General features: G+C 73.0%; 9 protein-coding genes. 7 read left to right on the top strand and 2 right to left on the bottom strand.

Going from position 1 to position 8143, the window contains the following annotated elements:
* Both DKL51_RS19570 and shbA read right to left on the bottom strand, forming a co-directional pair.
* The coding region (locus DKL51_RS19570; RefSeq protein ID WP_260428585.1) for an anti-sigma-D factor RsdA at positions 1-241 on the bottom strand (241 nt) is incomplete at its 3' end.
* Positions 238-816, bottom strand: a complete 579-nt coding sequence (shbA, locus tag DKL51_RS19565) for an RNA polymerase sigma factor ShbA (protein ID WP_109966745.1) — start codon at positions 814-816, stop codon at positions 238-240. The genes shbA and DKL51_RS19570, both read right to left, overlap by 4 nt.
* 164 nt (positions 817-980) lie before the next feature.
* Between shbA and DKL51_RS19560 the strand changes: the two genes are divergently transcribed.
* Genes DKL51_RS19560 through DKL51_RS19530 form a run of 7 tightly spaced genes read left to right on the top strand, consistent with a single transcriptional unit; the run spans position 981 to position 8097 of the window.
* Positions 981-1988, top strand: a complete 1008-nt coding sequence (locus DKL51_RS19560; RefSeq protein WP_124812351.1) for an ABC transporter ATP-binding protein — start codon at positions 981-983, stop codon at positions 1986-1988.
* Positions 1985-2755 carry an MlaE family ABC transporter permease gene (locus tag DKL51_RS19555; protein WP_109947078.1) on the top strand — a complete coding sequence of 257 codons (771 nt, stop codon included), beginning with the start codon at positions 1985-1987 and terminating at the stop codon, positions 2753-2755. The genes DKL51_RS19560 and DKL51_RS19555 overlap by 4 nt, the downstream gene beginning before the upstream one ends.
* A gap of 2 nt (positions 2756-2757) precedes the next feature.
* The gene (locus DKL51_RS19550; protein ID WP_243421051.1) at positions 2758-3555 is read left to right on the top strand and encodes an MlaE family ABC transporter permease; all 798 of its coding nucleotides are present in this window, start codon (positions 2758-2760) and stop codon (positions 3553-3555) included.
* Between the two features lie 2 nt (positions 3556-3557).
* The gene (locus DKL51_RS19545; protein WP_124812350.1) at positions 3558-4844 is read left to right on the top strand and encodes an MCE family protein; all 1287 of its coding nucleotides are present in this window, start codon (positions 3558-3560) and stop codon (positions 4842-4844) included.
* The gene (locus DKL51_RS19540; protein WP_109947081.1) at positions 4841-5875 is read left to right on the top strand and encodes an MCE family protein; all 1035 of its coding nucleotides are present in this window, start codon (positions 4841-4843) and stop codon (positions 5873-5875) included. The genes DKL51_RS19545 and DKL51_RS19540 overlap by 4 nt, the downstream gene beginning before the upstream one ends.
* Positions 5872-6855 carry an MCE family protein gene (locus DKL51_RS19535; RefSeq protein WP_124812349.1) on the top strand — a complete coding sequence of 328 codons (984 nt, stop codon included), beginning with the start codon at positions 5872-5874 and terminating at the stop codon, positions 6853-6855. The genes DKL51_RS19540 and DKL51_RS19535 overlap by 4 nt, the downstream gene beginning before the upstream one ends.
* The gene (locus tag DKL51_RS19530) at positions 6856-8097 is read left to right on the top strand and encodes an MCE family protein (RefSeq protein ID WP_221623208.1); all 1242 of its coding nucleotides are present in this window, start codon (positions 6856-6858) and stop codon (positions 8095-8097) included.
* Positions 8098-8143: the final 46 nt, after the last annotated feature.

Raw genomic sequence — 8143 nt, 5'->3', positions numbered from 1 at the left:
AACCGAGGGGCACCGGCGCGTCGACCGCGGTGTCGGCCGCGACGGGGGCGGCGTCCCGGACCACCGTCGGCTCGGGTGCGCCGTCAGAAATGTCGGCGTGCCAGGCGGCGAGCATCGCCGCGAGATCGTCGTCGGCCGGCGGTTCCTCACCGCGGCCCAGCGCGTCCAGCAGCACGTCGTCCCGGGCGAGGATCTCCAGATCCATCGCCTCGTCGCCGCCGCCCGGCGTGCGCTCCGTCATGCCGCCACCTCGTCCAGTGCACTCCCGGCAAGGGTACGGAGCCGGGCCAGGGCGCGGGACTGGGCCATCCGCACCGCGGCGGCGGTCATCCCGACGATGGTGGCCACCTCGTCGGCGGAGAGGCCCACCGCGACCCGCAGCAGGACGATCTCCCGCTGCACCTCGGGCAGCCGGTCCAGCAGCACCGACAGTCGCCGGGCCAGATCGGTGGCGACCGCCTGCTGCTCCGGGCCGGGCGCCTGGTCCGGCTGATCCAGCGGCGCGTCTGTGGGGGTGACGGCCGAGTCGCGGATCGCCGCCCGCTGGGCGTCGGCGACCTTGTGCGCGGCGATGCCGTAGACGAAGGCGGCGAACGGGGAGCCCTGGTCCCGGTACCGGGGCAGGGCGCGCAGCACCGCCAGGCACACTTCCTGGGCCACGTCGTCGGCGGTCGTGTACGCGCCGCCGATCCGCCCCAGCCGCGCCCGGCAGTAGCGGACCAGGCCGGGGCGTACCTCGGTCAGCAGCGTCGCGGTCGCCGCCGGGTCGCCCGTGGCGGCCCGGCGGACGAGCTCTGGCTCGATCACTGTCGTCATGACGTTTGCGAGGCACCCTCATTACCGACCGGTTACCGGGCACCGTATCGAGGCCGGCCCGATTTGCCTAGCTGACGCAGAGTCAGGCGACGGTAGCGGAAAGAAAGTTGTTGCATCCGCGTGGCCCGCCCCGATGTCCCACACAGCGACGGAGGGAGGGGTAGATGGGCGTCGAGGTGGCCGTGCAGGGGCTCACCAAGTCCTTCGGCGGGCAGCCCGTGTGGTCGGACATCACCCTCACCCTGCCGGCGGGGGAGATATCCGTCCTGCTCGGACCGTCCGGCACCGGCAAGTCCGTTTTCCTCAAGACACTGGTCGGCCTGCTGCGCCCGGACCGGGGCTCCATCGTGATCGAGGGGCGGGACCTGCCCCGCCTCTCCGAACGGGCGCTGTACGAGGTGCGCAAGCTCTTCGGCGTGCTGTTCCAGGACGGCGCCCTGTTCGGCTCGATGACCATCTACGACAACGTGGCGTTCCCGCTGCGCGAGCACACCCGCAAGACGGAGTCGCAGATCCGGGCCGTGGTCACCGAGAAGCTCGACATGGTCGGCCTCGTCGGAGCGGAGCGGAAACTGCCGGGCGAGATCTCCGGCGGGATGCGCAAGCGGGCCGGCCTGGCCCGGGCGCTCGTCCTCGACCCGCAGATCATCCTCTTCGACGAGCCGGACTCCGGGCTGGACCCCGTCCGCACCGCCTACCTGAACCAGCTCATCATCGACCTCAACCAGCGCACCGAGGCGACGTTCCTGATCGTCACCCACGACATCAACACCGCCCGGACCGTGCCGGACAACATCGGCCTGATCTACCACGGCCACCTCGCCATGTTCGGTCCGCGGGAGATGCTGCTGTCCAGCACCGAACCGGTGGTGCGGCAGTTCCTCAACGCGCAGCGCATCGGCCCGATCGGCATGGCCGAAGAGAAGGACGCCGAGGAACTCGAGGCCGAGGCGCAGGCGGGCGTCGAGCTGCCGCCCCTGCCACCCATCCCGCTGCAACTCCCGCCGTCGGACGGGATGCCCCGCCGGGCCGAACGCCCACCCGGACAGTGGTGCCGGGCGCACGGGGTGACCCCGCCGCCGGGGTCGTTCGAGGGCCGGTGGGCCGACGAGCGCCCCACCGTCGAGCTCGCCACCGCCGAGCGGTGGGAGCACGGGGAGGTGGCCCGATGAGCGGCCCGGTCACCGCAGTACGCCACTCCGGCGAGTTCTTCGCGTTCTGCCTGGACACCCTGCGCGGCCTCGGCCGCCGCCCGGTCCAGGTCCGCGAGTTCGTCCAGCAGGCCTGGTTCATCAGCTCGGTGTCGATCCTGCCGGCCGCGCTGGTGTCGATCCCGTTCGGCGCGGTCATCGCCCTGCAGCTCGGCTCGCTGGTCCGCCAGCTCGGCGCGCAGTCGTTCACCGGTGCCGCGTCCGTGCTCGCCGTGGTCCGGGAGGCCGGACCCATCGTCACCGCGCTGGTCATCGCCGGCGCCGGCGGCTCGGCGATCTGCGCCGACCTGGGCTCGCGGAAGATCCGCGAGGAGCTGGACGCGATGCAGGTCCTCGGCATCGACCCGATCCACCGCCTGGTGGTGCCCCGGGTGCTTGCCTCGATGCTGGTCGCGGTGCTGCTCAACGGCCTGGTCAGCGTGGTGGGGGTGACCGGCGGTTACGCCTTCAACGTGGTGCTGCAGGGCGGCACCCCCGGCGCGTACCTGGCCAGCTTCCAGGCCCTGGGGCAACTGCCCGACCTGCTGGTCGGCGAGGTCAAGGCGCTGCTGTTCGGGGCCGCCGCCGCGCTCGTCGCCGCCTACAAGGGGATGACCGCCAAGGGCGGGCCGAAGGGGGTCGGCGACGCGGTCAACCAGAGCGTGGTCATCACCTTCATGCTGCTGTTCGCGCTGAACTTCGTGGTCACGGCCGGGTACTTCCAGCTCGTACCGCAGAAGGGGAGCTGACCGTGCTACGCCTTCTCGACGACCTCGGCGGGCAGCTCGCCTTTCACCTGCGCGCCTTCGCCTGGACCCCGCGGACCCTGCACCGCTACAAGCGCGAGGTGCTGCGGCTGCTGGCCGAGGTGAGCTTCGGCTCCGGTGCGCTCGCGGTGCTCGGCGGCACCGTCGGCGTCATCTGCTTCCTCACCTTCTTCACCGGCACCGAGGTGGGCCTGCAGGGCTACCAGGCGTTGAACCAGATCGGCAGCAGCGCCTTCACCGGCTTCGTGTCGGCGTACTTCAATACCCGGGAGATTTCCCCGCTGGTGGCCGCGCTGGCGCTGTCGGCCACCGTCGGCTGCGGGTTCACCGCCCAACTCGGCGCCATGCGGATCTCCGAGGAGGTCGACGCGCTGGAGGTGATGGGCGTGCCGTCGCTGCCGTTCCTGGTCACCACCCGGATGATCGCCGGCTTCATCGCGGTCGTTCCGCTGTACGTGGTGGGCCTGCTCTCCAGCTACCTCGCCACCCGCACCATGGCCGTCCTCTACTTCGGCCAGTCCGCCGGCACGTACGACTACTACTTCCACCTCTTCCTGCCGCCCGGGGACGTGCTCTGGTCGTTCGGCAAGGTGCTGGTGTTCAGCGTGATCGTCGTGCTCGTGCACTGCTGGTACGGCTACACCGCCAGCGGCGGACCGGCCGCAGTGGGCGTCGCCGTCGGGCGGGCCGTCCGGTTGGCCATCGTCGCGGTCAACGTCGTCGACTTCTTCCTGTCGCTGGCCATCTGGGGTGCCACGACCACCGTCCGGATCGCGGGGTGAGCATGAGACATCGCGTCCTCGGCATCGTCTTCATCGCCGTGCTGACCGCGGCGCTGACGGCCTCGGTGCTGCAGTACCGCAAGGCGTTCACTCCGGTCGCCCGGGTCACCCTGCACGCCGACCGCGCCGGCCTGCAGCTCACCGAGGGCGCCGACGTCAAGGTGCGGGGCGTCGTGGTGGGGGACGTCCGGGCGGTACGCAGCGACGGCGGCGGGGCGGTCATCCGGCTGGCGCTCGACCCCGCCACCACCGCCCGGATCCCCGCCGACGTGACCGCCCGGCTGCTGCCGAAGACGCTCTTCGGCGAGCGGTACGTCGAACTCGTCCCCCCGGCCGCCAGCACCGCCGCTCCGATCCACGACGGCGCGGTCATCGGCCAGGACCGCAGCCGGACCGCCGTGGAGCTGGAACGGGTGCTCGACCAGGCGCTGCCGCTGCTGCAGTCGATCCGCCCCGATCAGCTCGCCGCCACCCTCGGCGCGATCTCCACGGCACTCGAGGGCCGGGGTGACCAGCTCGGCGCGAACCTGGCCCGGCTCGACGCGTACCTGCGGCAGCTCAACCCGGCGATGCCGACCATCGCCGAGGACGTCCGCAAGCTCGCGGTCGTGCTGGACGCCTACGACTCGGCACTGCCGGACCTGCTCGCCCTGCTGCGGGACGTCACCGTCACCGCCGGCACGGTAGCCGACCAGCGCACCCAGCTCGCGGCGTTCCTCGCCGACACCACCGACACCGCCGACACCAGCCGTGGTTTCCTCGACCGGCACGGCGACCAGCTCATCCGGCTCGGGTCGGTCAGCCGCCCGGTGCTGGAACTGCTCGCCACCTACGCCCCCGAGTACCCGTGCCTGGTCAGCGGGCTGGTCGCGCTGCAACCGCGGGTCGAGGAGGTCTTCGCCGGCGGGCGAATGCACATCACCCTGGAGGTCACCCGCGACGGCGGCCCGTACGAGCGAGGCCGCGACGAGCCCGTCTACGGCGCCCACAACGGCCCGAACTGCCGCGGCCTGCCCAACCCGCACGTGCCCGCCCCCGAGGTGCCGGTCACCGACGGGTACGACCACGGCGGCGAGCGGAAGCGCGACCCGCTGCCCGTCGGACTGCCCGGGTCGACCGGCGGGCCGGCCCCCGCCCCGGAGATGGGCCGGGCCGGCACCGGCGAGGAGAGCGCCCTGGTGAAGCCCCTCGTCGGCGGGCTGACCGGCACGCCACCGGCCGAGGTACCCGACATCGCGGTGCTGCTCTGGGGGCCGCTGCTGCGCGGAGCGGTGGTGAACGCACGATGACCGGGAAGACGACCACCTCGCTGGTCAAGCTGGTGCTCTTCGCCACCGCGACGCTGCTGGCCACCGCGCTGCTCGCCCAGACCCTCGGCGCCTTCCCGCCGGACGGCGTCACCTACCGGGCCCGGTTCACCGACGTCACCGGGCTGCTTCCCGGCGACGACGTCCGGATCGCCGGGGTCCGGGTCGGCAAGGTCAGCGACATCGCCGTGGTCGACGACACCGTCGCCGAGGTGGCCTTCACGGTCGACCGGGACGTCCCGGTGGCCACCAGCGTCCACGCCAGCATCCGCTACCGCAACCTCGTCGGCCAGCGGTACGTGGCGCTGGCCGAGGGACCGGGGGAGGGGCGGCCGCTGCGCGCCAACGGGCTGATCCCGCTCGACCAGACCACGCCCGCGCTGGACCTGACCGTACTGTTCAACGGGTTCCGGCCGCTGTTCACCGCGCTCAACCCGAACGACGTCAACAAGCTCGCGTACGAGATCATCCAGGTCCTCCAGGGCGAGGGCGGCACCGTCGCCAGCCTGCTGCAACGCACCGCCTCACTGACCAACACCCTCGCCGACCGGGACGCCGTCATCGGCCGGGTCGTCACCAACCTCAACAGCGTGCTGGCGACCCTGGCCGGGCGGGACCGCGAGCTGGACCAGAGCGTCGCCCAGTTGCAGCAGTTCGTCTCCGGCCTCGCCGCCGACCGCACCGCCGTCGGCGACGCGCTGGCGAACCTCGGTGAACTCACCGACGTGACCTCTTCGCTGCTGCGGGAGGTGCGACCGCCGCTGGCCGCCGACGTCCGCGCCCTGGACGACCTCGCCGGCAGCCTGGACCGCAACGCCGCCGTCATCGACGGCGCCCTCGGCCGGCTGCCCGAGCGCTACGAGTCGCTCACCCGGGTCGCCTCCTACGGCTCCTGGTTCAACTTCTACCTCTGCGACTTCGACGGCCGGGTCGCCGTCGCCGGCCGGGCGCCGCTGAACCCGGCCACCTTCAGCGCCCCCGCCGCCCGCTGCACCACCGGAGGCGACCAGTGAAGCCCTTCCGCGAACGCAACCCGGTCCTCGTCGGCGCGGTCGGGCTGGCCGTGATCGTCGCCGCCCTGCTCGGCGCCTTCCAGCTCGACCGGTTGGCCGCCCTGACCGGTCGCAGCTACCAGGCCGCGTTCCACGACGCCAGCGGCCTCGCCGTGGGCAACGAGGTCCGGGTGGCCGGGGTCCGGGTCGGCGCGGTGACCGCGGTGGAGCTCGCCCGCGGCACCCCGCCGTACGTCCGGGTCCGGTTCCGGGTGGACGACGACGGCGTACGGTTCGGCCGCGACACCGGCGCCACCATCCGGATCAAGACGGTGCTCGGGCAGAAGTACCTCGCCCTGTCCCCGGCCGGACCGGGCCGGCTGTCCGAGGGCGGGCAGATCCCGCTCGCCCGCACCGCCGCGCCGTTCGACGTGGTGCAGGCGGTCACCGGACTCGCCGACACCCTCGACCGGGTCGACACCGACCAGCTCGCCGAGGCGTTCCGCACGCTCTCCGCGACGTTCGCCGATACCCCGGCCAGCGTCCACACCTCGCTGACCGGACTGTCCCGGCTGTCCCGCACGGTGGCCGGCCGCGACGCCGAACTCCGCACCCTGCTCGCCCGGGCCCGGACCGTCACCGGCGTGCTCGCCGAGCGGGACGAGGAGTTCCGCCGGCTCGTCACCGACGGCGAGAAACTGCTCGCCGAGGTGAGCCGTCGCCGGGACGCCATCCACCGGCTGCTCGTCGGCACCGACGACCTCGCCACCCAGCTCTCCGGGCTGGTCGCCGACAACCGCGCCCAGCTCGAACCGGCCCTGCGCAAGCTGCGCGACGTGGTCGCCGTCCTGCAGCGCAACCGCGACGACCTGGAGCAGACCATCCGGCGCATGGCCCCGTTCGTCACCGCGTTCGCCAACGTGACCGGCAACGGCCGCTGGTTCGACTCCTATGTCGACGGCCTGCTCCAGCCGTACCAGCCCACGACGGGAGGACGCTGAATGCCCGGTCCGATCCAGCGCTGGCGGCGCCCCCTCGCCGCCGCCACCGTGCTGCTGACCGCCGTCGCCGCCGGCGTGGTGGTCTGGCGCCAGGAACCGGCCCAGCGGCGGGTGGTCGCGTACTTCACCCGGGCGGTCGGGGTCTATCCCGGCTCCGACGTCCGAGTCCTCGGCGTACGGGTCGGGGAGGTCGAGTCGGTCACCCCGCAGGGCCGGACCGTACGGGTCGACATGCGCTACGACCCCGAGGTGGAGGTACCCGCCGACGCCCAGGCGCTGATCGTCCCGCCCAGCGTGGTCAGCGACCGGTACGTGCAGCTCACCCCGGCCTTCACCGGTGGGCCAGCGCTCGCCGACGGCGCCGTGATCCCGGTCGACCGCACCGCCGCGCCGATGGAGATCGACGACATCTACCAGGCGCTCGACGACTTCAACCGCGCCCTCGGGCCGGCGGGCGCCAACGCCGACGGCGCCCTGTCCGACCTGGTCGCCACCGGGCGGGCCAACTTGGAGGGCAACGGCGGCAGCCTGCACGATACCCTCGACGGGCTGTCCCGCACGCTGACCACCCTCGCCGACGGCCGGCAGGACCTGTTCGGCTCGGTGGCCAACCTGCAACGCTTCACCACCGCGCTGTCGCGCAGCGATCAGCAGGTCCGCGGCTTCAACCAGCAGCTCGCCGACGTGGCCGAGCAGCTCGCCGGGGAGAAGGACGAGCTGGCCGCCGCGCTGCGCAACCTCGCCGCCGCGCTCGCCGACGTGACCACCTTCGTCCGGCAGAACCGGGCGGCGCTGACCGACAACGTCGAGGCGCTGGCCGAGGTCACCCGGGTGCTGGTCCGGCAGCAGCGGGCGGTCATCGACATCCTGGACGTGGCGCCGCTGGCGGTGAACAACCTCAGCCTCGCGTACAACCCGCGCTCGGGCACCCTCGACACCCGGGACAACCCCCTCGGCCCGTACGACCCGGCCGCGTTCGTCTGCTCGCTGATGGTGGACCAGCTCCCCGGCGCCCAGGTGCCGGCGAAGTGCCGGGCGCTGGCGCAGACCCTGCACGCCCGCGGCCTGCCGCTGACCGATCAGCTGCGCAAGCTGCTCAAGCTGCCGCCCGGCGCCCCGGCGACCGGCGGGTCCTCACCGGGAGTCAGCTCCCCCGGTGCGCCGGCTCCCGCCCCGGCGCCGGGCGGCTCCCCCAGCACCAGCGACCCCACCCTGGGCGGCATCCTGCGGGGCCCGGCATGAGGGCCCGGGTGCTGGCCGCCGCCCTGGCGGCGGCCAGCACCCTGTC

It is taken from the genome of Micromonospora globispora, assembly GCF_003857015.1.
In the GTDB taxonomy this organism is placed as follows: Bacteria; Actinomycetota; Actinomycetes; order Mycobacteriales; family Micromonosporaceae; genus Micromonospora; species Micromonospora globispora.
The sequence above is the reverse complement of the archived record's forward strand: the minus strand, read 5'-3'. Positions and strand labels throughout refer to the sequence as shown.